Here is a 25,524-nt window from a genome sequence, read left to right on the forward strand (position 1 = left end):
TTATCTTTGCAGCACATCTTCAGGAAAATAGTCTGGGAGAATTGAATCCTCTTCCCAACGATATTGATATCCAAGATTTGCTGCAAAAACTACCTGTTACAACAGATTCCGTTCTTGGCAAAGAAGTGATTTATAGAGACTTTTCATTCGATCAATTAAAAAAATAGTATAATAGTAGTAAATAAAATAGTTATAAGGAGACACAATGGATATTAAAGATTTTACAGAAAAAGAACAAGAAATGATTAAAAAGGGACTAACTTTCTCTAAGCTGAATGATAAGGAAACTGCCGATAAGATTATCGGTTTGATTCCTCAAGATATGATTAAACGGATTCCATTTTTTGTTAGAAAACATGCCATTACACGTACTGTTAAGAGAATCTCGCTCGAGTATCCAGAGTTGTACGCTGTAGCTGAACAAGAAGGCCAACTTCCTGAAAAGGAAGCTCAAGAATTGCGCCAAATTCTTACAGATATTTTCCAAGAAAAAATGAACAAACATAAGATTAAGTAGTTTTTAATTAATTACTAAATCTTATACTTGTTCGTATTGAAATGATAGTATTTTATTCCCACATGCTGTGTTGGGCTCTGACACCATAGCTATCTAGGGAACCATCTCTATTAAACTTAGCTTCAATCCGGTATCTTTTCCAGAGGTCGTAATCTGCTGTTTGAATAGTCAGAATGAAGTTGGTATCCTTATCAGAGACATTATAATCAGCAGGATTGACTTCAAAGATATCGATTAATTGTCGTGTTTGAAAGTCTTGGAGCTTGAGATTTGCTAAACTGACATGATTGATAGAAATTTCCTGCAACTGACGAGTATCCTTGGGCGTTCTGTAGTAGGTGACGACGCAGTTTTTGAGCTGATCAGTATCTTTTTCTGTAGGAGTAAGGCTCATAAAGCCATAGGACTGATTATCCCGCATGACTTCGAGAACGTAGTAGAAGTGGTCGTTTTTTGGATTGGTAATAGGACTATCTGCATCTTTATCTGCGAAGGTGAACCCATGATCTAAAAGCTCGGAAGCCTTGGTCTCCCCGATAATGACAGTGGTATCTTGAATGGTTACTGGAACAGGTTGCGCTGGAAGGCCACTCATCATCATGCAAAACATAAAAACATAACTCGTTAAAAAAGCTGTCCCGACAAAAGAGTTGGTTGATGCATAGGCATGACTGTTATGAAAGTTTTTTCTTATAGCTAGTACAACAAATTTTCCAAGACTTTTTAAAACCATACTAACAAGTACAATAAAAAATTGTTTTTTCAAACATTCATAAATGGCTTGAGGAAAGCTATTACCATGATAGTAGAAGCTAGCTAATAGGAGTAGATTTACGATTAAATAGATCAGCAAGAACCAATGAATCTCTTTAAGGGCATTGGCATCAGTGATTTCTTCATAGTCAACGTGAATTCTTCCTTGAACAGCATGGCCGAGTTTATAAATCCATTTGGGAATGTCTTTGCCTTTTTTTACAGCAACTACAAGTCTAATATAAAGATAAATGGTAAAGGATAAGGATAGAAAGAAAAGAGCATAAAATCCTAAAACAATAGTAGTGAACATGACTACTTCCCCCTATTTAACATACAATAAAACAATTTCTTAGCTCCATTATAGCATTTTCTAGGAAAATAGAGCTAGAAATATCCGTATGATACTATCTGATTCAAAGGAGTAAAATCATGGGAATGATTGCCAATTATCAATATTTACCAGACGATGAATTAGAACAAATAAAAGGTCTTTCCAATCAAGAAGATGACTTGTTAGATTTTGCTGAAGATTCCGCTGATAGTCATGATATCTTAATAGATATTGACAAAATGTGGGATGCCTTGGTCTTTGTCTTGACAGGATTTAGTAGTTCAGAATTTTTGGACGACAATCCCTTGAGAGAAGCTGTTTTAGGGGTGACTCCTTTAGAGGATGTATCTGAATATATCGCCTATACTGAAAAAAACAGGATAGCTGAGATTGTAGAAGCTTTAGAAAGTTTTGACATGGACAGAGCTATGACTGACTTTAGCATGGAAGCCTGTAAGAAAGCCGACTTGTATCCTAATATTTGGGATTATCTTGAGGAAGAGGAAGAAATCAAGGATGACATTTTAACCTGCTTTGTAAATATGAAAGAGTTTTACAAAAAGATTCTGGAGCTCAATGGAAATGTCCTCGTCACCATTTGTTAATCAGAATTTATCCATGTAAGAAAAGGTAGTCAGATGAATCCATATTTACAAGAATATATCACCCTGACAAGGGAATACCATGCTAAAGATGGAAAGCCTTCAAGTGTCGCGGCTCTCTATGATTTGGCTGATGAATTAGCTAAATCTGATGATTTAGAAGCGAAGAAAGTCTTAGTTAACCTCTATGAACAATTGGGTCTCTACACTAGTGCCTATAGCTTATTTACCGAAATCTTAGATAAACCAGACCGAAAACAATTAAAGAAACTGAGCCGTTTACAAGAAATGAGTCAGAGTCATGGCGATCGTTTTGCCCTTCCTCGTCCCCTAAGAAAAGAAGAGAAGAAGCAAAGACAGGACTTGTTAAAAGACTTACCTCATTTTCTCTATCATCCAGATCCCTTAGCTACAGGTTCATTTGTTGAAGGAGAAGCTAAGCTTTGTCCATCTTGTGGGAAAGAAAGCAATATTTATTATGACTTGATTCCTTACTGTATTGACAACATAGAATACCTTTGCCCATTTTGTATTGCAAACGGTCAAGCGGCCAAAAAATTCGATGCGGAATTTATCCAAGATGCCGAGTGGCAGGGTGAATTGGATTCAGAAAAGAATCAGCTGCTTTTTTGTCAGACCCCAGGATACTCTAGTTGGCAGGGAGAATATTGGCTTTCTTGTTGTCAAGATTACTGTGCTTACTTGGGTACAGTTGGAACTCGAGAATTGAAGGACATGGGAATCGCTGAGCAAGTCTTGGCAGACTATGAAGCGCGTGAAGAATATCAAGAGGTAGAAGACTACTTGGTCAAAGACGGGCCTATCTGTGGTTATTTGTTTAGATGTCTACATTGTCAAAAATACCAGATCTGGGTCGATGCAGATTAAATCGAAATGTGATTCGCTATGAAAATTAAAGTGAAGCCTATGGAAGGACTAGAAGTATTCGAAGCTGCTTCCAAAGATTTATTAGATAATATGCAGGGATTTAAAGACAATCTATCTGCTCAATTTCCCCTATTAGATAGTGATAACTGGCAGTATGATAAGGGATCGATAAAAGTTTGTAGGGCTGATGAGTCAGGATTCAAAAAAAGATGTAGAGTCGGAATCAGCTACAACTTGAAAGTCTCCTTATTAAACGAAGATGCCGAGCAAATCTGGCTACTGTTTAAAGACTGGTTCAATGCTAGCAGATTGGGTCAAGTTGAAAGAAATTCTAATAATGAGGATTTGAGAAGATATGTCTTTTCAGCAAGTTCCCCTCTAGGTGATCAGGTAGATTGTTCGATTTATTTGCCTAATGAGTGGAATATCCCTCAGATTAGCCTTTCAGGCTATCTAACAGCTCGCTATAGGGCTTGTGATCTTGATAAATCGCAAGGATAAGACGGAGGTTTTTAGAGATGAGAAAGATTGATTGGGACAAGATAAAGACTCGTTTAGATGCCTTGCTGGTTATTGATGAGTATCTGACAGATCCGAGTGAGGATTGGCTCAGACTCGTGATTAAGACTGAGGAAGACTATGGACTCCGCTACCTTATTGATAATGGCTCTGGTGATTCTTTAGATGTGATTTTGACTGATAAAATGATCCTTATAAAAGGCTTTGATCATGAAAGTAGTTTAAGCCAGTTTGCTGCTGACGAGTGGAATCAAGATATCATCGATAGTTTTTATAAAGGACTGGATGAAAAGTATGTCTCACTTTATTCAGAAGACCAAAAAGATGAAACAACCTTCCTTATCTGGTATGACGGTCAAGCGCATCAACAGACTTACCAAGACCAGGATGGCGGAGAATGGTTGCTATCTTACCTCTTTGATAGCTTTGAGAGATTTCATGAGTTTGTGACTGACTATTATGAAATTACCGTATATAAGGATTTACTTAGGAAACTTTACATGGAAGGAAAACTTTCAGACTTAGAATTAAAGCAATTAATCCAGGAGAGTTAAGAGAGTAATTATGAGAGTGAACTATAAAAATACCCCTGAAAGATATCAAACTCTGGCAGAAATAATCATCACACCATTGCTTGATTTACTCAAAAGTTTAACCTTGTTAGAAGAGGAAATTTTTGAGCGTAACAGAGCACTGGATAAGGAAAAAGAAGGCCTTGGCATCCCAGCAAATCAAGTTCATCCCAAGTGGAATGAACTTCTGGATGACTATTTTCAGAGACAAATGCAACTTCTAACTGGACGAGTGACTCAAAAATACTTGGAAAGAGGACCTCGAAATTCTTATGCTTCCCCAAGTGAGTATAACTATGTTCAAACGAATGATTTTTCTGTAGATTTTATCATGACAAAAGCTGAAGAAGCAAGAATTATCACCCATTATCAAGAAGCTTTAGAAATGAAGCATCAGTTTGTTCTTAGATTGGTGGATGGAAATTGGTTGCTTGACCAGAAATTTTACGGTTTTGAGGATGAAGAAACTTGGTATGGCGACTTACTTTGAGTAAGATAGCTTTACTTTCCAACTGATATGAGAAAAGGAGAAGTCCTATGAAATTTTTGAAAAATCTATTTGCTAGTAAGAAAGAAAAGTCAGAGAAGAAAAAGAGCCTTACCTTGTCCATGCCCCTCTTCAAAGGCAAGCAGGCTTATTCTTTAGACCAGGTTTTTCAGGAATTGAAATCTCACTGGGGGCTTGAAATTTCTGAAGTTTCTGGTGATGATTCTAGTGCAACCTTTGTGATTGATGGTGCTTTCGTTGCTTTGGCATTGATGGATCTTCCTATCCCAAGTCAAGAATTTGAAGAATTGTATGCTTATTCTTACCTCTGGCAGGATGTTGAGAAGGAAACACAGGAGCACACAAAACACGCTATTGTTTCTATCCTGTCTGACAATCTTTCGCCAGTAGAAACTTATTCCTTATTAACTAAAGTCAATGCCTCTATCCTAAAAACTAGTCAATCAGCTATTGGTATTTATCAGGGTTCTACCACCTTGCTTTTGCCCAAAGATCTTTATCTAGACCTGGCTGACCTTTTGAAAGAAGAAATGCTTCCCCTTCAACTCTGGATCTATATGGGGATTATCAATCAGAAAGATAAGACCAGCATTTACACTTATGGTTTGAAAGAGTTTGGAAAAACTGAGATTGAAATTATCGACTCCCCTATGAATAGCGATGACTTATATTTTTTTCTCTTGTCCATTCTTCAGTATATTTTGGGCAGTGATGTCACCTTAAAGGACGGTGAAACCATTGGCTTTTCAGAAGATCAAAAAATCAAAATCACTGAGTCAAAAGCCATCTATTTGGAAGGAAATTCCTTGAAATTAGAGGTTTAGACCATGATTTATAATTGAGTGTTCTTCCTAGATTGAGGTTTTTATGAAGCGTGATATAAAAAAGTATTATCTCTACCGATTTCTGGTCTATAAATTTGAAAAACTCTCTTGTAAGAATCCAAGTATCAAGGAAATAAAGCCAGAGAACAAAGAAAAAATCCTTCTCGAGGCTACTCGAACTAGTCAAAAGATTATTCTAGTCCTTGGAATTCTTTATGTTTTGCTAAATTCTGCTTTATTCATTTACCTAAGGCTCAGTGATTTCCAAAATCCTTTGTTTATGATGTATACTGACTACATCGACTATTTGGGTCAGCTGATAAACGGAGAATGGGGCGGTAGTTGGCGTCAAAAGAAAGCTAGTTTTTTGATGATTGCTATACTGGCTTTACCGATTGTACTGATAGAAGGCGGCCCCTTCTTCTTGCTAGTTTTATTAGTTGGGAATTGGACATTAAAGAGAAAGATAAGATTTGAGAGAGAACATAAAGGAGTAGAGAGCCATGGCTAGAACGGCGATAATAGGTACTTTAATAGTTTTTGCAATCTTTAATCTGCTACTCGGTCTGGGGTTTTATCTTTTTCTAAAAAAGAGGAAAGAGAATGGGCAGTCATTGTACGAAACGCCTGTAAACCAACAAACTCGAACTGAAAAGCTGGGTCTAGGTGAGATTTTGGTCTACCTGTCCCTGATTGCAATCGCGGGGATGTTTGCTTTTCAGACCTTAAATAGAGGTGGTGTTGGGAATTCTATTTTAGCCAAAATGATCCTCCTACCAGCTCTAATGGCCCTTTTTAATGCTCGAAAACGAACAGGGAAGTCTATGCTCGCCCTCCTTATAACCTTTATGGTTTTTCTAGTAGGAGTCATGTTTAATCTCACGATTGGACTCCCGCCTCAAGCACCGATTTTGCAAATTAATGAAAGTAAAATCACGTTAGCAGAAACAAAAGCAAGTGATCTGATGGAAGCTGGATTTGATATCTATGTAAGACAAGGTGATGGTGGTAGCGACTCCGAAGACCTCCTGACAGAAGGCAATTTCCAAAAGTATTCAGGAGATAAGTCAGTCACTATCGAAAAAGGCTTCAGACTTGATAGCAATGCTGTTCCCTACGCTCCCTATCTCTTTGCAAAAGATGGCATAGTTCTTGGGAGTATTTCCTTTTACGGGGCAGAAGATAAGGACGTGGTTCTAGAAGATTCTAAGGTTATTCAGGTTCGATTTAACAAGGATAGCATTGAAGCAGCTAAAGAACATTCTATAATTTTGAAATTGGATGAACTCGACTTGACTAGTCGACTGGATGTTCCACTTGTTCAAGAAACTTTTAAAAAGCATCTATGGTCAATCCCCCCATCACATACAAGTGATGTCACTCAATTGTGGTATGGATTACAGTGGTCAAGTAACAGTGACTCTCTATTTTGGAATGAATATTATAGTCTTATCCGACTAGATGAAAATTATTTGATGACTGATTTTGAGCTAGCTATTCAAGTAGCACGAGATGAGTAGATAGGATTTTGAATAGTTGACTGTACTTATAACTACTTGAGGAACTGAGTATTTTAGTTCCTTTTTAATCTTTTTGAACTTATTTTAAAACGATTTCTATTTTGAAACTAAAGCAATTTCACGAACAAAATGTTAAATTGTTTAAAAAAGGTTCTAAAAATACTTTACAAGATAGTGAAAACATGATATAGTAATGAAGCTTAGAAAATGAGATGATGTTTTCTAGCAAATATAAACCCGAGTAAAAAATGCCTACGGACAGGCAGGGTTGAATGCCGAAGCGTGGTTGGAAAGCCACATTATTGATAGGGTTAAAAGCCTACTTTTATAAGTTGATGTTAGGGCACTTGTCCTAATTCGTATAGATTTGTTAGTGTGGTGAAAGCACACGTCATCTTGTGAAACGATCAATAAAGTACGTAATATTTGCTACTAGAGAGTTAGGAAACATCAGGAACAGACATACTCAAAAGAAACAAACATAAACACGTCAGTAGATTGTAGAGCAGGTGCCAACCTGCTCTTTTTTCATAAGTATCCTTTAGCACCTTGCATTGTTAAGGTGTAAAACTATGGTAAAGGAGTATGTCTCTATAATGTTAAATCAAAACCAAGCTCCTATTTATGAGGGACTGGTCAAGTTACGAAAGAAAAGAATTGTACCTTTTGATGTACCTGGTCACAAACGTGGCCGTGGGAATCCAGAGTTGGTTGAACTTCTGGGTGAGAAATGTGTAGGAATTGATGTCAATTCTATGAAGCCTTTGGATAATCTAGGGCATCCCATTTCGATTATCAGAGAAGCAGAGGAACTAGCAGCGGAAGCTTTTGGAGCTGCTCATGCCTTCCTAATGATTGGGGGGACAACTTCATCTGTTCAAACCATGATTCTCTCCACTTGTAAAGCTGGAGATAAGATTATTCTTCCGCGTAACGTACATAAATCAGCTATCAACGCCCTTGTTTTGTGTGGTGCTATCCCCATCTATATCGAGATGAGTGTGGATCCTAAAATCGGTATTGCTTTGGGGCTTGAAAATGATCGTGTGGCGCAAGCTATTAAGGACCATCCAGATGCCAAGGCTATCCTAATTAACAATCCAACCTACTATGGTATTTGTTCAGATCTTAAGGGGTTAACAGAGATGGCCCATGCTGCAGGAATGAAAGTCTTAGTAGACGAGGCACACGGAGCTCATCTCCACTTTACAGATAAACTTCCTCTATCTGCTATGGATGCAGGAGCAGATATGTCAGCAGTGTCTATGCATAAATCTGGTGGTAGCTTGACACAAAGTTCACTTCTTTTAGTTGGGGATCAGATGAATCCCGAGTACGTGCGTCAAATCATTAACCTAACCCAATCAACATCAGCATCCTATTTGTTAATGTCTAGTTTGGATGTTTCACGCCGCAATCTGGCCCTTCGTGGTAAAGAGTCATTTGAGAAGGTCATTGAGCTATCTGAGTATGCTCGTCGTGAAATCAATGCCATCGGTGGCTACTACGCCTACTCAAAAGAGTTAGTAGATGGCGTGTCGGTCTGTGATTTTGACGTTACTAAGCTGTCAGTTTACACTCAGGGCATTGGTTTAACAGGTATTGAAGTTTATGACCTCTTACGGGATGAATATGACATTCAGATTGAGTTTGGTGATATTGGCAATATCTTGGCCTACATTTCGATTGGTGACCGCATTCAAGACATTGAACGCTTGGTTGGTGCTTTGGCTGACATCAAGAGACTCTACTCACGAGATGGGAAGGACTTGATTGCTGGAGAATATATCCAACCTGAGTTAGTGCTTTCTCCTCAGGAAGCCTTCTACTCAGAGAGAAGAAGTTTAACCCTGGACGAGTCCATTGGTCAAGTCTGTGGCGAATTTGTCATGTGCTATCCTCCAGGAATTCCAATCCTGGCGCCAGGTGAACGGATTACACGAGAGATTGTTGATTATATAAAATTCGCCAAAGAACGTGGTTGTTCCCTCCAAGGAACGGAAGATCCAGAGGTCAATCACATCAACGTCATTGAAAGAAAGGAGAACTAGATGGATTTATGGTTTTCTGAAGTTCATACTCCAGATGTGAAATTATCCCTGAGAACAGCCAAGCAACTCTACGCTGGTAAAAGTGAATGGCAGGATATCGAAGTTTTAGACACGCCTGCTTTTGGGAAGATATTGATTTTAAATGGGCATGTCTTGTTTTCAGATGCAGATGACTTTGTCTACAATGAAATGACGGTCCATGTGCCTATGGCTGTCCATCCCAATCCAAAGAAAGTTTTGGTAATTGGGGGTGGTGATGGTGGTGTTGCCCAAGTTTTGACACTCTATCCAGAATTGGAACAAATCGATATCGTGGAACCTGATGAGATGTTGGTTGAGGTCTGTCGTGAGTATTTCCCAGACTTTGCAGCAGGACTTGATGACCCTCGTGTCACCATTTACTATCAAAATGGATTGAGATTTTTGAGAAACTGTGAAAATGATTACGATATTATCATTAACGATGCGACAGATCCCTTTGGCCATACGGAAGGGCTCTTTACCAAGGAATTTTACGGTAATAGTTACAGAGCCTTGAAAGAGGACGGAATTATGATTTATCAGCATGGTAGTCCCTTCTTTGACGAGGATGAGTCTGCATGCCGCAGCATGCACCGCAAGGTCAATCAAGCCTTTCCAATCAGCCGAGTTTATCAGGCTCATATCCCTACCAGTCCTGCTGGCTATTGGTTATTTGGATTTGCATCGAAAAAATATCACCCTGTCAAAGATTTTGACAAGGAAGGCTGGAAAAAACGCAAGCTTTTCACAGAATACTACACTGCAAACCTACATGTGGGGGCCTTTATGTTGCCAAAATACGTTGAAGACATTTTAGAAGAAGAGGAAGGAAGAAAATGAGTCGTTTATTAGTTATCGGATGTGGGGGCGTTGCCCAGGTTGCTATTTCAAAGATTTGTCAAGACAGCGAAACTTTTAAAGAGATTATGATTGCAAGCCGTACCAAGTCAAAATGTGATGACTTGAAGGCTAAATTAGAAGGTAAAACAAATACTAAGATTGAGACAGCTGCTCTTGATGCTGACAAGGTAGAAGAAGTGATTGCCTTGATTGAAAGCTACAAACCAGAAGCTGTTTTGAACGTAGCTCTACCATACCAAGATTTGACTATTATGGATGCTTGTTTGGCAACAGGTGTGCACTATATTGACACAGCTAACTACGAGGCAGAGGATACAGAAGATCCTGAGTGGCGTGCCATCTATGAGAAACGTTGTAAGGAACTTGGTTTTACTGCCTACTTTGACTACTCATGGCAGTGGGCTTACCAAGAAAAATTCAAGGAAGCTGGATTAACCGCTCTGCTTGGATCTGGTTTCGACCCAGGTGTGACCAGCGTCTTTTCAGCATATGCACTCAAACATTATTTTGATGAAATCCATTATATCGACATTTTGGACTGTAATGGTGGTGACCATGGTTATCCATTTGCGACAAACTTTAACCCAGAAATCAATCTACGTGAGGTTTCTGCACCAGGTTCTTACTGGGAAGATGGAAAATGGGTAGAAGTCGAAGCTATGTCTATCAAACGTGAGTATGATTTCCCTCAAGTTGGGCAAAAAGACATGTATCTCCTTCACCATGAAGAAATTGAATCATTAGCAAAGAATATTCCAGGAGTTAAACGCATTCGCTTCTTTATGACCTTTGGTCAATCTTACTTGACGCACATGAAATGTCTTGAAAATGTTGGACTCCTCCGTACAGATACTATTAACTTCAATGGACAAGAAATCGTTCCAATTCAATTCTTGAAAGCCTTGCTTCCAGATCCTGCAAGCCTTGGCCCACGCACTGTTGGTAAAACCAATATCGGCTGTATCTTTACAGGTGTCAAAGATGGCGTTGAGAAGACTATCTACATCTACAATGTTTGCGACCACCAGGAATGCTACGCAGAAGTTGGTTCACAGGCAATTTCTTACACAACAGGTGTTCCTGCCATGATTGGAACAAAATTAGTGATGGATGGTACTTGGAAACAACCAGGAGTTCATAACCTTGAAGAGTTGGATCCAGATCCATTCATGGAAGCCTTGAATAAATACGGTTTGCCATGGGTTGTGGTTGAAAATCCACAAATGGTGGACTAATGAAGTTAGAACAAGTACCAACACCTTCTTATATCATTGACTTAGGAAAATTAGAGGAGAATTGCCGCATTCTACAAGAGGTTCAAGAAAAGGCAGGCTGTAAGGTGTTGCTAGCTCAAAAGGCCTATTCCCTCTATAAAACCTATCCTTTGATTAGTCAGTATCTGTCTGGTACGACAGCTAGTGGTCTCTATGAAGCTAAGCTAGCTAGAGAAGAGTTCCCGGGAGAAGTCCATGTCTTTGCGCCTGCTTTCAAGGAAGCTGACATGGAAGAGTTGCTTCAAATATCTGATCATATTGTTTTTAACTCTGAGAGACAATTACGAAAATATGGTCAACCTTGTCGTGAAGCTGGTATTAGTGTAGGTCTACGCATCAATCCTCAATGTTCAACACAAGGAGATCACGCGCTCTATGACCCTTGTGCTCCTGGATCCCGTTTTGGAGTGACATCAGACAAGATACCGAGTGATTTGCTGGACTTGGTGGACGGCCTTCATTTTCATACTCTTTGTGAGCAAGGGGCAGATGATTTACAAACGACTTTGAAAGCAGTAGAAGAGCAGTTTGGAGCCTATTTGCATGAGGTCAAATGGCTCAATATGGGAGGTGGACACCACATTACGAGAGCCGACTATGATGTGGACTTGCTGATTTCTGAGATTAAACGTATTCGTGAAACCTATAACCTTGACGTCTATATCGAACCAGGAGAAGCGATTGCACTCAATGCTGGTTATTTAGCTACTGAAGTCTTAGACATCGTTGAAAATGGGATTGAGACTTTAGTCTTAGATGCTTCAGCAAGTTGTCATATGCCAGATGTCCTTGAGATGCCCTATCGTCCCCCATTGAGAGATGGCTTTGAAGCGAAAGAAAAAGCCTATACTTATAGATTATCTTCCAATACCTGCCTAACAGGTGATATTATTGGCGACTATAGTTTTGAAAATCCAGTTGAGATTGGAGATAGATTGTACTTCGAGGATATGGCAATCTACTCCTTTGTTAAGAATAATACCTTTAACGGGATTGGACTTCCAAGTTTGTATGTGATGGATAAAGAGGGTGAGTGCAGTCTAGTCAAATCCTTCGGCTACCAAGACTTTAAGGAGAGATTATCATGATGGATAGTCCAAAAAAATTAGGCTATCGTATGCCAGCAGAGTATGAACCCCACCATGGGACTCTCATGATATGGCCTACTCGACCAGGGTCTTGGCCTTTTCAAGGTAAGGCATCTAAAAAAGCTTTTAGTCAGATTATCAAAACCATTACTCAGGGAGAAACAGTTTATCTTTTGGTGGAGCAGGACTATCTATCTGAAGCCCAATCCTATCTTGGAGACCAGGTCGTTTATCTAGATATCCCAACAAATGATGCCTGGGCTCGTGATACAGGTCCGACCATTCTCCTTAATGATAAAAGGGAAAACTTGGCGGTAGATTGGTCTTTCAATGCTTGGGGTGGCTCATATGACGGTCTTTATCAAGACTATGAAGCAGATGACCAAGTGGCCAGTCGCTTTGCAGAAGTTTTAGAGATACCTGTTTACGATGCCAAACCTTTTGTACTGGAAGGTGGTGCTATACACAGTGACGGCCAAGGAACCATTCTTGTGACTGAAAGTTGCCTTCTTAGTCCTGGTCGCAATCCTCACATGACTAAAGAGGAGATTGAAAAGACCTTACTAGAGAGCCTTGGAGCTGAAAAAGTCATCTGGCTTCCTTATGGTATTTATCAAGATGAAACCAATGAACACGTTGACAATGTGGCAGCCTTTGTTGGTCCAGCGGAGATTGTTTTAGCTTGGACGGACGACCAAGACGATCCCCAGTATGCCATGTCTGCAGCTGATTTAGCTCTCTTAGAGAAGGAAACTGATGCAAAAGGCCGTTCCTTTACCATTCATAAACTTCCGATTCCAGCTATCCATCAAGTAGTGACGGAAGAAGATTTGCCAGGCTATTCATATGAAGAAGGCGAAGAGGAGCGCTATGCTGGTGAGCGTTTAGCAGCATCCTATGTGAACTTCTATATTGCCAATAAGTCTGTCTTGGTGCCACAATTTCAGGACGAAAACGACCAAGTGGCCTTGGATATCCTGAGTAAGTGTTTCCCAGACCGTGAAGTCGTCGGAATCCCTGCAAGAGATATTCTTTTAGGTGGTGGAAATATCCACTGTATTACCCAACAAATTCCAGAATAGGAGAAAAAGATGAGAAATGTAACGGTTGCAGCTATTCAAATGCAATGCGCTAAGGATGTGGATACGAATATCCAAACAGCCGAACGTTTAGTACGTCAAGCTACTGAGCAAGGGGCGCAAATTATTCTCTTGCCTGAGTTGTTTGAACGTCCCTATTTCTGTCAGGAACGTCAGTATGACTACTACCAGTATGCCCAGTCGGTGACAGAAAATACTGCTATTCAGCATTTTAAGGTGATTGCTAAGGAGCTAAAAGTCGTTTTACCAATCAGTTTCTACGAAAAGGATGGTAATGTTTTGTACAATTCTATTGCTATCATTGATGCAGATGGAGAAGTACTAGGCGTTTATCGGAAGACGCATATACCAGATGACCATTATTATCAAGAAAAATTCTTCTTTACTCCTGGAAATACTGGTTTTAAAGTTTGGGATACTCGCTATGCCAAGATTGGTATTGGGATCTGCTGGGACCAGTGGTTCCCTGAAACTGCCCGTTGTCTTGCCTTAAATGGCGCAGAATTACTCTTTTACCCAACAGCAATCGGTTCGGAGCCTATTTTGGATACAGATAGTTGTGGTCATTGGCAACGCACCATGCAGGGACACGCTGCAGCAAATATCGTCCCAGTTATTGCGGCTAATCGTTATGGCGTAGAAGAAGTTCAACCTTGCGAGGAAAATGGAGGGCAAAGTTCTATCCTTAACTTCTACGGTTCATCCTTTATGACCGACGAAACAGGAGCTATCTTGACCCAAGCAGAACGACAAGGCGAAGCCATCCTCTTAACAACTTATGACCTCAACAAAGGAGCAAATGAACGCCTAAACTGGGGCTTGTTTAGAGACAGAAGACCAGATATGTATAAAGATATTGTCAGATAATAACAAAAAGTAGCCCACTCAGGCTACTTTTTAAAATTCTTTATAAACATAAGGATTCTCTGGTTTATCGACTTTTACAAAGGATTGAACTTCAAGGGTTGGGAGGACTTGGTTGAGTTCCTTGTGATAGCGATTGCTAATCTTACCTTTGACTCTCACCCAAGTGTTATTTTCATACTGATTAGTGTTTCCTGTAGTCAAAAGTCCAAAAACTCCTGAATCAGCGATACAGTGCATGATACCAAAACGAAAGACAAATTGACTATTAGAGTAATTGGGATCATTGTAGACAAAGCCAGTAAACTCGATCTCCTTACCTTCAAATTCATTTGGAAAATCGTAGATAACTTCCATAATTTCCAAGTAATTCTCATCGGTGATGACAATGCTTGATTGGGCTAAGTATTTATCAGCACTCTTACGAACAGTGTCTATATAAGCTGTATGTGAATAAAACCTACTCGTATCTGGTTTAAGATACTGACTGCTAGTACCTTCACTTGCTTGGATTGCCTTATCAGTTCCTTCCGACAAAGGGAAATAATATCCTTTGGCCGATACTGTTTGCGAATCTAGAGCGACAGTTGGAAATGTAAATCCAACTAACAAGGGTAAACTTAAGAGGACAAAACTAGCAAGCTTGGCTGAAAAACTATGTAAGTGACTATGTTCTTTCAAACGCTTGAAGCAAATATAGGCTTGAGCAATGGCTAGTAACAAAGATAAAAACATAGTAATATAAGCCAGATATGAGTAGTGGAGGTTTATATACTGATTGAGCTTACCTGATTGGTGAAGATAAAGGGTTAAGATAAAATAGCTAAATAGAATAAGAAATCGAATCATAACATCACCCCAACTAGATAAGAATAGACAAGAACAACAAGTGTTACAATTGTCATGAATTGCCAAATAAAGCGAGTTTTGAGATAATTCTTCATCATGAGTAGGTTCTTGACATCAAGCATGGGACCTATAACTAGAAAGGCAAGCACTGGAGCAAAGCCAAAACTTGATAGAAGAGAAGATCCGATAAAGGCATCCGCTTCACTACAGAGAGATAGTAGGAAGGATAAGACCATCAGAAGAACAATCGCAAGTAGTGGTGTTGCGCTGATAGATGTCAGAACCCGAGTTGGTACATAGACCTGAACTATGCTGGCAAAAAGACAGCCAAAGACCAAGTAACGCCCCATATCAAAGAATTCATCAATAGCTTGGATAAAGACTTGAAGCAATTTTTGACTTTTAGTCAAGTGAGAAAAATTATGCTCATGACAAGCCAGCCTATTTTCCTTCTGAATGGGTTCTTCCCAGAAAAATCCAAGAAAAATACCCAATATAGTAGCAACGAGAATAGAGCCCAAAGCACGTAGTAACACCATTTTAAATGAGTTACCAAAGGCCGAATAGGTCGCAAAGAGTACGATGGGATTGATGATAGGAGCTGTTACTAGAAAGGGAACAGCTGTATAGCTTGGAACCTTCTTCTCCAAGAAACGATTGATGATCGGAACAATTCCACACTCACAAGAGGGAAATAGAAAACCGATGAAGCTACCAAAAAAGATTCTCCCTAGGCGGTTTTTAGGGAGAAATTTATAGACCTTCTCAGGAGTCACATAGACTTCAATGGCACCAGAGATGATGCTACCAATTAAGACAAAGGGTAAAGCTTCAATGATAATTGATAGAAAAATAGCGCCAGCTTGTAAAAGACTAGAGGGTAGAGATTGAAAGATAGTCATCTATTTTTTCTTTTCTGCCTTATCTTTCTTTTCTTTGTCATCTGGGAAAGTCACTTGCTTCAAATCTGGAAGTTTAGCGAACTCTTCGAACATCTTATCTAAGTCATCAGTTTTTGTAAATTTAACAGCCATTGGGCATACCTCAATTCTTATTGTTTCCTCTATTATACTATTATTTCTGGGAAATAGTTGGATTTTAAAACAAACATTGCTTTTCTCTTTATAAAGTTGAAATAAAGCAACAAATTAAGGAAAACAAGCTTTCTTCCTTATGGTATAATAGATTCATGGATAAAAAATATGAAAAAATTTCCCAAGATTTGGGTGTAACCTTAAAGCAAATTGATACGGTCTTGTCTTTGACAGCAGAAGGAGCAACCATTCCCTTTATCGCTCGTTATCGGAAAGACATGACTGGTAGTTTGGATGAGGTGGCTATCAAAGCTATTATCGACCTTGATAAAAGTCTTACCAACCTCAATGACCGTAAGGAAGCTGTTTTGTCAAAAATCAAAGAGCAAGGTAAGTTGACCAAAGAGTTAGAAGAAGCCATCTTAGCTGCTGAAAAACTCGCAGACGTTGAAGAGCTCTATCTTCCCTATAAGGAAAAACGTCGCACCAAGGCAACGATTGCGCGTGAGGCGGGGCTTTTCCCTCTTGCTCGCTTAATCTTACAAAATGTTTCTGACCTAGAAAAAGAAGCAGAAGCATTTGTCTGTGAAGGATTCGAGACTCCACAAGATGCTTTAGCAGGTGCAGTTGATATTTTGGTTGAAGCTCTCTCTGAGGATGTCAACTTGCGTTCGATGACTTATCAAGAAGTTCTTAGACATTCTAAAATTACATCTCAACTTAAAGACGAAACTCTAGATGAAAAGCAAGTCTTTCAGATTTATTACGATTTCTCAGAGACGGTTCCTAACATGCAGGGATATCGTACTCTTGCCCTTAATCGTGGTGAGAAGTTAGGCATCTTGAAGATTGGTTTTGAGCATGCGGTTGAACGTATTCAAGCCTTCTTTGCTGCTCGTTTTAAGGTTAAAAATGCCTATATTGAAGAAGTTATTCAGCAATCTGTTAAGAAGAAGGTACTGCCAACTATCGAGCGTCGTATCCGTACAGAGTTAACAGAGAAGGCAGAAGAAGGAGCTATTCAACTCTTCTCAGAAAACCTCCGTAATCTTCTTCTGGTAGCACCTCTTAAAGGGCGCGTGGTTCTTGGTTTTGACCCTGCTTTTCGTACAGGTGCCAAGCTTGCGGTCGTTGATGCGACTGGGAAAATGTTGACGACACAAGTCATTTATCCAGTCAAACCAGCTTCAGCTCGTCAGATTGAAGAAGCTAAGCGTGATTTGGCAGATTTGATTGGCCAATACGGTGTTGAAATTATCGCTATCGGAAATGGAACTGCTAGTCGTGAGAGTGAAGCCTTTGTGGCAGAACTTCTGAAAGAGTTTCCAGAAGTTAGCTATGTCATTGTCAATGAGAGTGGTGCGTCTGTCTACTCAGCTAGTGAACTTGCCCGTCAGGAGTTTCCAGAACTAACCGTTGAAAAACGTTCGGCAATCTCAATCGCTCGTCGCTTGCAAGATCCCCTTGCTGAATTGGTTAAAATTGACCCTAAATCCATCGGTGTTGGCCAGTATCAGCACGATGTTAGTCAGAAAAAACTATCTGAAAGTCTTGATTTCGTGGTGGATACAGTTGTTAACCAAGTTGGTGTCAATATCAATACAGCTAGTCCAGCCCTACTTTCACATGTTGCAGGACTAAACAAAACCATCTCTGAAAATATCGTTAAGTACCGTGAGGAAGAAGGAAAAATCACTTCACGAGCCCAAATCAAGAAAGTTCCTCGACTAGGTGCTAAGGCCTTTGAGCAGGCTGCTGGTTTCCTTCGTATTCCTGAAAGCAGCAACATCCTTGACAATACTGGTGTTCACCCAGAAAACTATGCAGCGGTCAAGGAACTCTTCAAACGCTTAGATATTAAAGACCTAAATGAAGAAGCGCAAGCCAAGCTAAAATCCGTTTCAATCAAGGAAATGGCTCAAGAGCTAGAACTCGGTCAAGAAACACTTAAAGACATTATCGCTGACCTTCTCAAACCAGGACGTGATTTCCGTGATTCCTTTGATGCTCCAGTCCTTCGTCAGGATGTCTTGGATATCAAAGACTTACAAGTTGGGCAAAAACTTGAAGGAGTTGTGCGCAACGTCGTTGACTTCGGTGCCTTTGTTGATATCGGTATCCATGAGGATGGTCTCATTCATATTTCTCACATGAGTAAGAAATTTATCAAACATCCAAGTCAAGTAGTATCAGTCGGCGATTTGGTAACCGTTTGGGTGAAAAAAATCGACGCTGACCGCGAAAAAGTGAATCTGTCGCTTCTTGCACCAAATGAATCTAACTGATTACGTTAAACAGGTTTCTATAGAAGATTTTGGAAAACCTTTCAAACACCAAGCTCAATGGAATACTCGTCTACGGTCGACAGGTGGGCGATTTTTCCCTAAGGATGGTCATTTGGATTTCAATCCCAAAGTATATCAAGAACTTGGTTTAGAGGTTTTTCGTAAAATTGTTCGTCATGAGCTCTGTCATTACCATCTTTACTTTGAAGGCAAGGGCTATCAGCATAAGGATTTAGCCTTTAAGCAACTTCTAAAAGAGGTCGATGGTCTCCGCTTTGTTCCTCCCTTATCAAGTGCCAATCAAAAGCCAAGCTTAGTCTATACTTGTCAGACTTGTCACCAAATCTATCAAAGAAAGCGAAAAATCGATACCAAGCGTTATCGTTGTGGTCTCTGTCGTGGAAAGCTCCTCTTGTTAAATCGGCCTAAGGACTGATGTAGCAAATCTAGCTTAGTGCTATACTAAGATTAAGAAATCCGAAAGAGGAATAAATTATGAATACAAAATTTTATAAAATGAGAAGAAATCGCATGATATCAGGTGTTCTTGCAGGTCTATCTGATAAGTGGAATCTTGATGTAACCCTAGTTCGTTTCCTTTTTGCAATCTTTACAATCGCAAACTTTGGACTCGGAATTATTATCTACATTATCTTAGCTTCTATCCTACCAACAAAGGAAGATATCGAAGCTGAAATGTATGGAACAGGCCCACGCAAGATCAAAGAAGCCAAACCTATCAATGATGACGAAGGTTGGTTTTGGTAAATCAAATTAACTGTCTATATTTTGATAGTAAAAGAGGCTGGGACGAAAGTCCTAGCCTCTCAATTGTCTTTGGATTGCCGAGCAAGACGCAGTGGTTGAGTGGGCTTTACTACGCTGATTTCATCAGCTTTTACAGCCCTACTCAACTGTGCGGAGGTGGGACGACGAAATCGAATTCTAACGAATTACTGATTTCTGTCCCACTCTCTTTTTTAAATACTAAACAATTGACCCAATAGATAAGTCATTCCCATGGTTAAAAGACCGATACAAAGGTTACGAATCATAGCTGTTTTGGTTGGGGCTTTCCCGAGTCTTGCACTGGTGTAACCTGTAATCAATAGAGAAATCGCAACGATAAAGACAGTAGCAGGAATTCTGTATTCGCTTGGGAAAATAATAATCGAAAGCATTGGTGGTAGGCTACCAAGTACGAAGGCAATAAAGCTAGATGCAGCAGCATGCCAAGGATTAGTAAATTCTTCGTACTCGATTCCGTATTTTTCCTCAACCAAAGCCTTGAGAGGATTTTTAAGAAATGCTTTGTTGGTTAGTAGTTGAGCAGATGTTTCACACTCACCATTTTGAAGATAAGCTGCATAGAGGGATTTTTTTGCAGCTTCGGTATCCTTATCCAAAAGTAATTGTTCACGCGCTACAGCGGCTTCTTCAGTGTCTTTTTGAGTTGATACAGAGACATATTCACCTCCAGCCATAGAAAAGGCACCAGCAAGGATTGCGGCTAAACCTGAGAGAAAGATTATCCAGATATTACTGGTTGCACTGGCAACACCGATAACGACTCCAGCGATGGAAATAATCCCGTCATTAGCTCCAAGAACACCAGCACGTAAAATATTTAAACGGCCAGCAAAGTTTGCATCAATTTCATGTGTAATTTCTGACATAGTTTTCTCCTTCCTGTCCATTATAAAGTAAAGAGGAAGTGAATACAAACTTTTTAAACTATCTGAAAAAAATTCTACAATTCTAATTTAAGACAAAGTAATTAGAAGTAGCCATAGCTATTGCTTATGCCAAGATATAACAAAGTTGTATTTGTAACCTAGTGAAATAGGTGATACAATGAACCTAATGAAATCTTTGGAGGTCTGATGATGACTCGTGAATTTAAATTTGAAACCCTACAATTGCATGCAGGACAAGTTGTAGATGCTACTACCAAATCTCGTGCTGTACCCATTTACCAAACAACATCTTTTGTATTTGAAGATACACAAGAAGGAGCAGAACTTTTTGCACTTCAGAAAGCTGGGAATATCTATACTCGTATTACTAACCCAACAACTTCATCCTTTGAAGAGCGTATTGCAGCTCTTGAAGGTGGTGTTGGTGCTCTTGCCACAGCATCTGGGATGGCAGCTCTTACTTATACTATTCTTGGACTTGCTCACGCAGGTGACCATGTTGTTGCAGCTTCAACTATCTACGGTGGTACTTTTAACCTATTGAAAGAAACCCTTCCTCGTTACGGAATCACCACAACTTTTGTTGATATCGATAATCTAGAAGAGGTAGAAGCAGCGATTAAAGACAATACCAAACTTGTTTTGATTGAAACCTTGGGAAATCCAGTCATCAACATTCCTGATATCGAAAAAATTGCTGAAATTGCTCATAAACATCAGATTCCTTTGGTTGCAGACAATACCTTTGCAACACCATATCTGATCAATGTCTTTTCTCACGGTGTAGATATCGCAGTCCACTCGGCTACTAAGTTTATCGGTGGTCATGGTACAACAATCGGTGGTGTTATCGTTGATAGTGGGAAGTTTGACTGGACTGCTTCAGGGAAATTCCCTCAATTAGTCGAAGAAGATCCAAGCTACCACAATATCAGCTATACTCGTGATGTTGGTGCTGCAGCTTTTATCGTTGCTGCTCGTGTTCAACTGCTTCGCGATATGGGAGCTGCCCTTTCACCATTTAACTCATTCTTGCTCTTGCAAGGCCTTGAAACACTTTCTCTCCGTGTAGAACGCCATGTTCAAAACGCTGAGAAAATCGTTGATTTCCTTGTGAACCATCCAAAGGTTGAAAAAGTTAATTATCCAAAATTAGCTGATAGCCCTTACCATACCTTAGCAGAGAAATATTTACCAAAAGGTGTTGGTTCAATCTTTACCTTCCATGTTAAAGGTGGAGAAGCAGAAGCACGTAAGGTGATTGACAACTTGGAAATCTTTTCAAACCTAGCCAATGTGGCAGATGCAAAATCATTGGTCGTTCATCCAGCAACTACAACTCATGCCCAGTTGTCTGACTCAGATTTAGAAGCAGCAGGGGTAACTAAAAATCAAATTCGTCTATCAATTGGTCTTGAAAATGTTGATGATTTGATTGAAGATTTGCGTCTTGCTCTTGAAAATATTTAAAAATATATAAAATTTATCTGGTTTAAGATCCTTCTCACGAATAATAAAGTGAGGAGGATTTTTATGTATAGTATTTCATTTCAAGAAGATTCACTCTTGCCAAGAGAACGGCTGGTGACAGAAGGAGTGGGAGCTCTGAGCAATCAGGAATTACTAGCTATTTTACTCAGAACAGGAACTCGTCAATCGACTGTTTTTGAAATCGCTCAAAAAGTATTGAATCAATTAAGTTGCTTAACTGATTTGAAAAAAATGACCCTACAAGAACTACAGGGATTATCAGGTATTGGTAGAGTGAAAGCTATTGAGTTGCAAGCCATGATTGAACTGGGCCATCGTATTCATAAGCAAGAAACCATGGAGGCAGAGAGTATTCTCAGTAGTCAAAGGTTGGCTAAAAAGATGCAAGCTGAACTGGGAGATAAAAAACAAGAGCACCTGGTGGCGCTCTATCTTAATACTCAAAATCAAATCATTCATCAGCAAACCATTTTTATCGGCTCAGCTACTAGAAGTATTGCTGAACCACGGGAAATTCTCCACTATGCTTTAAAGCATATGGCAACATCTGTGATACTGGTTCACAATCACCCTTCTGGTGCTGTCATGCCAAGTAGAAATGATGACCATGTTACGAAGCTTGTCAAAGAAGCCTGTGAATTAATGGGGTTGGTCTTATTGGATCATCTTATCGTCTCACACTCCGATTATTTTAGTTACCGTGAGAAGACGGATCTGGTGTAAAAAACCTGTATATGATACAGGTTTTACAATTCATTGACGACATAGTCGAAAAGTGTTTTATCTTTGGGGCGATTTTCAAAGAGAAATTCAGGATGCCATTGAACACCGAGGTAAGGGAAACCATCCGTTGTTGTAACAGCCTCGATAATTCCATCTTTAGGATCATGAGCTACAACCTTGAGATTTGGAGCTAGGTCCTTAATACTCTGATGGTGGAAAGAGTTGATATGAGAGATTTCTCCATAGATTTCTCGAAGAATAGTATCAGGCTCGGTGACTAAACGTTGAGTTGTATACTCGGCTGAAGTATCCTGCCAATGGTCTTCAATATCTTGATAAAGAGTTCCTCCCATAGCCACATTAAAGAGCTGGGTGCCTCGACAAACAGAAAAAATTGGTTTCTTTTGTTTGATTGCTTCTTCAATGAGTGCCAACTCAAAAAAATCGCGTTGAAGGTGGTAGTCATCGCTATCGATCGTTTTAGATTCACCATAGAACTTTGGATCGACATTTTGTCCACCAGTTAAAATGAGTTTATCAATCAAGCTAATGTAGTAACTGGCCATTTCTTGATCACCAATTGGTAGGATAATGGGAATTCCCCCAGCTTCCTTGACTCCTTCAACAAAGCCCTTCGCAGCATAGCTCATCATCAGCTCATCATCAGGATGAGCTTTTTCGTTTCCTGTAATCCCAATAACTGGTTTTTTCATAAATGCTTACGCTTTCTAATCCTCTTTTCTCATGAAATAGAGGAGAGTTTGCAATTCACTAGTTAAATCCACATACTGAGCTACCACATCTTTTGGTAGTTGGAGATGAACGGGTGAAAAGCTTAAAATTCCTTTAATACCTGCTTCAACAAGAAGATTAGCTACTTCTTGTGATTTGACACTCGGAACAGTTAAGATTGCAGTTTTAACATCTGCATTTTTTATTTTCTCCTTGATTTGGGAAATTCCATAAATTGGGATTCCATCGGGAGTTTTTGTCCCAACCTCAGGATGATCATCCAAATCAAAAGCCATAATGATTTTCATTTTGTTTCGTTCGTGGAAACGGTAGTGAAGGAGAGCGTGCCCCATATTACCAATACCCACCAACATAACATTTGTAATAGAATTATCATTTAGAAGATCAGCAAAAAACGTCATTAGTTTTTTGACATCGTAGCCAAATCCACGGCGACCAAGTTCACCAAAGTAGGAAAAATCTCGTCTAACGGTAGCAGAATCAATACCAATGGCCTCGGCAATTTGTTTTGAGTTGGCTCTTTCAATCTTTTCTGCATGAAATCTTTTAAAGATACGATAATAAAGAGAAAGTCTCTTTGCTGTTGCTTTTGGAATAGCAGACTGTTTTTCTTTCACAAAATCACAACCTTTCTAAATACTATTTTATAGAAAGATTGTGAAAAAATCAACAAAAATAAGAAAAAACTAAGAAAAATCTTAGCTTATCTTCGTAAAATCATAGTGAGATAGAAAACGATAGAGATTTCCCAGAAGCCCCTGATAGATTTCTTTTCCATTATAGGTCAGAGAAGTAATGACAGTAGTATCTGGAAGAGTCACACAGCCTGAAAGTGATAGCATGAGTGCTTCATAATCTTCGTATTCTAAAACGCGATCGACTTGATAGGTATCTTTGTAAGTTAATCGAAACATGATTGCCTTCTATCTTTCGCTTTTAGTAAATACATCACGTTCAACAAGACTATCCATCAAGAAGTAAAATTTCTCTTGGTGGATATGAGTTTCTTCTGACTTAAAGATATCGACTAAACGTAGACCAAATTTATCAGTGATGTTGATTTTTGCACCTGTTAAGTCTTTGTTGATGATAATCTTAAGTTGGAAACCTTCCCCACTATTTGGAACTTTTTCAAGAAGACGCGTTAGTTCATAGTTACCAACCTTAGTTTCAAAAAAAGTGTTATCTTTTAGAGTGAACTTTTTGACGGTTGGGCTAAGTGTGTAATTATAACGGCAATTTTTAAGACTAATGGTTTTTTCGAATGCCATTGAGTTAACCTCCAATGATTTCTTTTAGAGTTTGTGCGAGAGTGATTATTTCTTGCTCTGTATTTTGAGGTGAAATGCTGACGCGAACGGATTCGTGTAAGCGAGGAGAGTCTTCACCGTAGAAAGCCTGAAGAACATGACTAACCTGAACGACACCTGCAGTACAAGCAGAGCCAGTTGAAATAGAAATACCTTCAAGATCTAGACGAAGGAGTAGTAGATCATTACGTTGACCTGGGAATCCAATATTAAGGACATAAGGTAGCTGGTCATTTCCTTGATTGAGGTAATAGTCTGTGTCAGCCATTTCCTTTAAGAATGTTTCTTTTAGTTTTTGAACCTTTTCAAAGTTTTGTGCTTGGTTTTCAAGATCATCCTTTAGAGCTGCTACCATTCCCACAATGGCAGGAAGATTTTCTGTTCCTGCTCTTTTTTTCTGCTCTTGATCACCACCATGAAGGTAGGAGTCAAAATCTGTAGATGCAGCATAGAGAAAACCAACTCCTTTTGGACCATAAAATTTGTGTGCAGAAGCGCTAAGAAAATCAATTCCCAATTTTTCGGGAAGAATCTCTAATTTACCAACTGCCTGAACCGCATCGACATGATAGACGGCTGGATGATTTTTTAGAACTTCCCCAATTTCAGCAATAGGTAAAAGTGTACCAGTTTCATTGTTTGCAAACATAGTAGAAACAAGAATGGTATCTTCACGCAGTGCATTTTTGACCTGGTCTGCAGTAATTTCTTGATTTTCAGGCTGTAAAATAGTCACTTCCAAACCGAAATTTTCAACCAAGTATTTGATGGGTTCTAGAACAGCATGGTGCTCAATCGCAGTAGTGATAATGTGCTTTCCACGATTTTGATGGCGAAGGCAGTAGCCGATGATAGCAGTATTATTGCTTTCAGTACCACCAGTGGTAAAGAATATATGTTGTGGCTTTGTTCCTAGTAAACTTGCTAGTTCTTGACGAGCTTCTCGTAATAGTTTACCTGCTTGGCGCCCATGTCCATGAATACTAGAAGGGTTGCCATAAGTTTCTTGCATGACTTGAGTCATTGCTGAGATAGCTACTGAAGACATAGGAGTCGTTGCAGCATTATCCAAATAAATCAAAAACT

General features: G+C 39.4%; 30 protein-coding genes. 20 read left to right on the plus strand and 10 right to left on the minus strand.

The features are described from left to right. The first annotated feature begins 205 nt into the window (after nt 1–205). On the plus strand, nt 206–517 hold the full coding sequence (locus QM867_RS01345) for a hypothetical protein (RefSeq protein ID WP_248034284.1): 312 nt from the start codon (nt 206–208) through the stop codon (nt 515–517). Between the two features lie 52 nt (nt 518–569). Here the strand turns inward: QM867_RS01345 and QM867_RS01350 are convergent, their stop codons facing one another. Then, entirely contained in the window at nt 570–1,583 is a 1,014-nt protein-coding gene (locus tag QM867_RS01350) for a hypothetical protein (RefSeq protein WP_414314973.1), read from the minus strand. A 119-nt stretch (nt 1,584–1,702) separates the two neighbouring features. On the opposite strand from QM867_RS01350, the gene QM867_RS01355 reads away from it, so the two are divergent. From QM867_RS01355 to aguB, 14 genes are all read left to right on the plus strand, one after another. Further along, nucleotides 1,703–2,209, plus strand: a complete 507-nt coding sequence (locus tag QM867_RS01355; protein ID WP_414314974.1) for a YfbM family protein — start codon at nt 1,703–1,705, stop codon at nt 2,207–2,209. 33 nt (nt 2,210–2,242) lie between these two features. Next, a complete protein-coding gene (locus tag QM867_RS01360) occupies nt 2,243–3,094 on the plus strand; it encodes a CbrC family protein (protein ID WP_414314975.1) in 852 nt (283 codons plus the stop codon). A gap of 18 nt (nt 3,095–3,112) precedes the next feature. After that, nucleotides 3,113–3,595 (plus strand): hypothetical protein, encoded by a 483-nt coding sequence (locus QM867_RS01365; protein ID WP_414314976.1) that lies wholly within the window; start codon nt 3,113–3,115, stop codon nt 3,593–3,595. A 17-nt stretch (nt 3,596–3,612) separates the two neighbouring features. After that, nucleotides 3,613–4,167 (plus strand): hypothetical protein, encoded by a 555-nt coding sequence (locus QM867_RS01370; RefSeq protein ID WP_075231385.1) that lies wholly within the window; start codon nt 3,613–3,615, stop codon nt 4,165–4,167. 10 nt (nt 4,168–4,177) lie between these two features. Next, complete coding sequence (locus QM867_RS01375) at nt 4,178–4,675, plus strand: hypothetical protein (RefSeq protein ID WP_414314977.1); 498 nt, start codon at nt 4,178–4,180, stop codon at nt 4,673–4,675. A 47-nt stretch (nt 4,676–4,722) separates the two neighbouring features. Continuing rightward, nucleotides 4,723–5,517, plus strand: coding sequence for a DUF4261 domain-containing protein (locus tag QM867_RS01380; RefSeq protein WP_075231383.1), 795 nt, complete (start codon nt 4,723–4,725; stop codon nt 5,515–5,517). Nucleotides 5,518–5,560: 43 nt separating this feature from the next. Beyond that, nucleotides 5,561–6,028, plus strand: coding sequence for a hypothetical protein (locus QM867_RS01385; RefSeq protein WP_414314978.1), 468 nt, complete (start codon nt 5,561–5,563; stop codon nt 6,026–6,028). Further along, nucleotides 6,021–7,037 (plus strand): hypothetical protein, encoded by a 1,017-nt coding sequence (locus QM867_RS01390; RefSeq protein WP_414314979.1) that lies wholly within the window; start codon nt 6,021–6,023, stop codon nt 7,035–7,037. The genes QM867_RS01385 and QM867_RS01390 overlap by 8 nt, the downstream gene beginning before the upstream one ends. Before the next feature lie 596 nt (nt 7,038–7,633). Next, complete coding sequence (locus QM867_RS01395; RefSeq protein WP_414314980.1) at nt 7,634–9,088, plus strand: aminotransferase class I/II-fold pyridoxal phosphate-dependent enzyme; 1,455 nt, start codon at nt 7,634–7,636, stop codon at nt 9,086–9,088. Beyond that, the gene (gene speE, locus QM867_RS01400; RefSeq protein ID WP_414314981.1) at nt 9,089–9,949 is read left to right on the plus strand and encodes a polyamine aminopropyltransferase; all 861 of its coding nucleotides are present in this window, start codon (nt 9,089–9,091) and stop codon (nt 9,947–9,949) included. Next, nucleotides 9,946–11,205, plus strand: a complete 1,260-nt coding sequence (locus tag QM867_RS01405; protein ID WP_248034272.1) for a saccharopine dehydrogenase family protein — start codon at nt 9,946–9,948, stop codon at nt 11,203–11,205. The genes speE and QM867_RS01405 overlap by 4 nt, the downstream gene beginning before the upstream one ends. Next, nucleotides 11,205–12,332, plus strand: coding sequence for a carboxynorspermidine decarboxylase (gene nspC, locus QM867_RS01410; protein WP_248034271.1), 1,128 nt, complete (start codon nt 11,205–11,207; stop codon nt 12,330–12,332). The genes QM867_RS01405 and nspC overlap by 1 nt, the downstream gene beginning before the upstream one ends. Beyond that, nucleotides 12,329–13,414 (plus strand): agmatine deiminase, encoded by a 1,086-nt coding sequence (gene aguA, locus QM867_RS01415; RefSeq protein ID WP_248034270.1) that lies wholly within the window; start codon nt 12,329–12,331, stop codon nt 13,412–13,414. Before nspC ends, aguA begins: the two co-directional genes overlap by 4 nt. Nucleotides 13,415–13,423: 9 nt before the next feature. Next, the gene (gene aguB / locus QM867_RS01420) at nt 13,424–14,299 is read left to right on the plus strand and encodes an N-carbamoylputrescine amidase (RefSeq protein ID WP_248034269.1); all 876 of its coding nucleotides are present in this window, start codon (nt 13,424–13,426) and stop codon (nt 14,297–14,299) included. A 30-nt stretch (nt 14,300–14,329) separates the two neighbouring features. Here the strand turns inward: aguB and QM867_RS01425 are convergent, their stop codons facing one another. From QM867_RS01425 to QM867_RS01435, 3 genes are read right to left on the minus strand one after another with little or no spacing between them, the layout of a single operon-like run. Then, nucleotides 14,330–15,145, minus strand: coding sequence for a TIGR03943 family putative permease subunit (locus QM867_RS01425; RefSeq protein WP_414314982.1), 816 nt, complete (start codon nt 15,143–15,145; stop codon nt 14,330–14,332). Continuing rightward, entirely contained in the window at nt 15,142–16,047 is a 906-nt protein-coding gene (locus QM867_RS01430) for a permease (protein WP_414314983.1), read from the minus strand. The genes QM867_RS01425 and QM867_RS01430 overlap by 4 nt, the downstream gene beginning before the upstream one ends. Beyond that, nucleotides 16,048–16,179, minus strand: coding sequence for an SPJ_0845 family protein (locus tag QM867_RS01435; RefSeq protein ID WP_000268695.1), 132 nt, complete (start codon nt 16,177–16,179; stop codon nt 16,048–16,050). Nucleotides 16,180–16,334: 155 nt separating this feature from the next. Between QM867_RS01435 and QM867_RS01440 the strand changes: the two genes are divergently transcribed. The 3 genes from QM867_RS01440 to QM867_RS01450 are packed head-to-tail and all read left to right on the plus strand — an operon-like array spanning nt 16,335 to nt 19,232. Then, nucleotides 16,335–18,464, plus strand: a complete 2,130-nt coding sequence (locus tag QM867_RS01440) for a Tex family protein (RefSeq protein ID WP_371607756.1) — start codon at nt 16,335–16,337, stop codon at nt 18,462–18,464. Next, nucleotides 18,451–18,900 carry a SprT family protein gene (locus QM867_RS01445; RefSeq protein ID WP_281335595.1) on the plus strand — a complete coding sequence of 150 codons (450 nt, stop codon included), beginning with the start codon at nt 18,451–18,453 and terminating at the stop codon, nt 18,898–18,900. Before QM867_RS01440 ends, QM867_RS01445 begins: the two co-directional genes overlap by 14 nt. A 59-nt stretch (nt 18,901–18,959) precedes the next feature. Further along, nucleotides 18,960–19,232, plus strand: coding sequence for a PspC domain-containing protein (locus QM867_RS01450; RefSeq protein WP_371607755.1), 273 nt, complete (start codon nt 18,960–18,962; stop codon nt 19,230–19,232). A 212-nt stretch (nt 19,233–19,444) separates the two neighbouring features. Here the strand turns inward: QM867_RS01450 and QM867_RS01455 are convergent, their stop codons facing one another. Continuing rightward, nucleotides 19,445–20,140 (minus strand): VIT family protein, encoded by a 696-nt coding sequence (locus tag QM867_RS01455; protein ID WP_414314984.1) that lies wholly within the window; start codon nt 20,138–20,140, stop codon nt 19,445–19,447. 210 nt (nt 20,141–20,350) lie between these two features. Between QM867_RS01455 and QM867_RS01460 the strand changes: the two genes are divergently transcribed. Beyond that, nucleotides 20,351–21,631, plus strand: coding sequence for an O-acetylhomoserine aminocarboxypropyltransferase/cysteine synthase family protein (locus QM867_RS01460; RefSeq protein ID WP_075231398.1), 1,281 nt, complete (start codon nt 20,351–20,353; stop codon nt 21,629–21,631). Nucleotides 21,632–21,694: 63 nt separating this feature from the next. Continuing rightward, the gene (gene radC / locus QM867_RS01465; RefSeq protein ID WP_075231366.1) at nt 21,695–22,375 is read left to right on the plus strand and encodes a RadC family protein; all 681 of its coding nucleotides are present in this window, start codon (nt 21,695–21,697) and stop codon (nt 22,373–22,375) included. Nucleotides 22,376–22,398: 23 nt separating this feature from the next. Here radC and QM867_RS01470 read toward each other — a convergent pair whose 3' ends face one another. From QM867_RS01470 to QM867_RS01490, 5 genes are all read right to left on the minus strand, one after another. Further along, nucleotides 22,399–23,088 (minus strand): gamma-glutamyl-gamma-aminobutyrate hydrolase family protein, encoded by a 690-nt coding sequence (locus QM867_RS01470; RefSeq protein WP_075231365.1) that lies wholly within the window; start codon nt 23,086–23,088, stop codon nt 22,399–22,401. A 15-nt stretch (nt 23,089–23,103) separates the two neighbouring features. Continuing rightward, entirely contained in the window at nt 23,104–23,745 is a 642-nt protein-coding gene (locus tag QM867_RS01475) for a redox-sensing transcriptional repressor Rex (protein WP_075231364.1), read from the minus strand. A gap of 81 nt (nt 23,746–23,826) precedes the next feature. Beyond that, nucleotides 23,827–24,042, minus strand: a complete 216-nt coding sequence (locus QM867_RS01480; protein WP_070460469.1) for a DUF4649 family protein — start codon at nt 24,040–24,042, stop codon at nt 23,827–23,829. Between the two features lie 9 nt (nt 24,043–24,051). Further along, nucleotides 24,052–24,399: a DUF1831 domain-containing protein gene (locus tag QM867_RS01485; protein WP_075230512.1), complete on the minus strand. Its 348-nt coding sequence runs from the start codon at nt 24,397–24,399 to the stop codon at nt 24,052–24,054. A 4-nt stretch (nt 24,400–24,403) separates the two neighbouring features. Continuing rightward, nucleotides 24,404–25,519 carry a cysteine desulfurase family protein gene (locus QM867_RS01490; protein ID WP_414314985.1) on the minus strand — a complete coding sequence of 372 codons (1,116 nt, stop codon included), beginning with the start codon at nt 25,517–25,519 and terminating at the stop codon, nt 24,404–24,406. Between the last annotated feature and the right edge of the window lie 5 nt (nt 25,520–25,524).

It is taken from the genome of Streptococcus infantis (genome assembly GCF_047463635.1).
GTDB classification, from domain to species: domain Bacteria; phylum Bacillota; class Bacilli; order Lactobacillales; family Streptococcaceae; genus Streptococcus; species Streptococcus infantis_W.